This is a genomic window from Dietzia sp. Die43, from assembly GCF_024519835.1.
Taxonomy (GTDB): Bacteria; Actinomycetota; Actinomycetes; order Mycobacteriales; family Mycobacteriaceae; genus Dietzia; species Dietzia kunjamensis.
The window spans coordinates 1-1,455 of record NZ_JALJRF010000049.1; the positions used below are offsets into that span (position 1 = coordinate 1).

Annotated in this window: 1 protein-coding gene; it reads right to left on the bottom strand. The window is 66.7% G+C overall.

All coding sequences use genetic code 11. From position 1 onward, the window contains the following. Nucleotides 1-13: 13 nt before the first annotated feature. Nucleotides 14-1,327 (bottom strand): ISL3 family transposase, encoded by a 1,314-nt coding sequence (locus NR111_RS18145; protein WP_256821617.1) that lies wholly within the window; start codon nt 1,325-1,327, stop codon nt 14-16. Between the last annotated feature and the right edge of the window lie 128 nt (nt 1,328-1,455).

Below are 1,455 nucleotides of genomic sequence, written 5' to 3' on the forward strand. Positions count from 1 at the left end.
GGCCCTTCCGGATTCAGAGTGCATTGATCCGATCCCGCAGCTGTCCGGAGTGAATCAGTGACCGCAAGATGTAGTGCTTGAGGTTCCGGAAGCCCAGGGCGATTCCGCGGAGGTGTTCGAGCCTGCCGTTGATGGCCTCGACGGGGCCGTTGGAGGCGCCCACGTCGAAGTAGGCGAGGATCTCGCGGCGGCGCTTCCATAGCGACCGGCCCAGCTGGGCGAGCTCGGGCAGCTCCTCGGGCACCCCGGCCCGGATCGACTTGAGGAGCTTGTACATCGCGATCTTGCCCTCCCGCTTGCCCGAGGCCTCGTAGGCGGCGATGAGTCGCTGGTAGACGCTGTAGGTGACCTCCACCGCCGCGTGCGCGTCATTGGCGGTGAACGCCTTGAACAAGCGGACCTTCTGCTTGTCGGTAAGCAGCTCAGCGCGGGTGCGCAGGGTGCGGCGGATGCCGTACAGCGGATCGCCGGTCCGTCCCCGGTGTCCGGTGGTGGCCTGCTGGATGCGTTGGCGGCACACGGTGAGCTTGTCGGCGGCAAGATGCACGACGTGGAACGGGTCCATCACCGTGCGTGCTTCGGGGACGGCTTTGGCGGCGGCGGTGTGGTAGCCGGCGAACCCGTCCATCGTGACCACCTTGACTCGATCTCGAAACACCTGGTCGCGGGCGTTGAGCCACTCGGTGAGGACCTTCGCCGAGCGCCCGGGGATCATGTCCAACAGACGAGACGGGCCGGTGCCGTCCACGACCGGGGTCAGGTCCACCAAGACGGTGACGAACGAGCTGCTGCCGTCGCCGCGCACGTGCTTCCATTTGTGCTCATCGACCCCGAGAATGCGGACGCCATCGAAGTGTCCGGGCTGGTCGTAGACCATGGCGCGGGTCTCGGAGACCGCCAGGTCGTTGACCAGATCCCAGCCCAGCCCGAGGGCCTTCGCGACGGCGGCCACGCTGGTGCGGTCGATCGCCAGGCGCTGCAGAATCCAGCGGCTGCACCGGCGGGTGGTCTTGGCCCGCGGCTCGGCCAAATCAGGCATGCGCTGCTGGAAAATCCTCGTAGCGCACTCGGTGTTGTCGCAGGTGAAGCGTGGTACGCGTACGTGCAGTCTGGTGGGATGGCCGACGATCGGCAGATCGGTCACCTTCCGCTCGATGTGGTCACGCAGCCTCCCCTCCGTCCCGCAGTCGGCGCACACCGGGTCCAGCGTGACCGGGGAGCAGAACAGGTGCGTGAACTCGTCGGCCACCGCGGCGTCGGTGATCGTCACCCCGAGCTCGACGGTGCGGCAGATGGTGTCGGCAAGCAGGCTGGCGGTAGCGTTCAAAGCGGGTCCTGGGTGGTTCTGGGTGCAGGTGTAGGAACCGCAATCCTCACACCCCCAGGACCCCTACATCTTGTGCCTCACCGCATCACCGCAGCATCCCCGCTACGCACTCCGGATCCGGAAGAGCC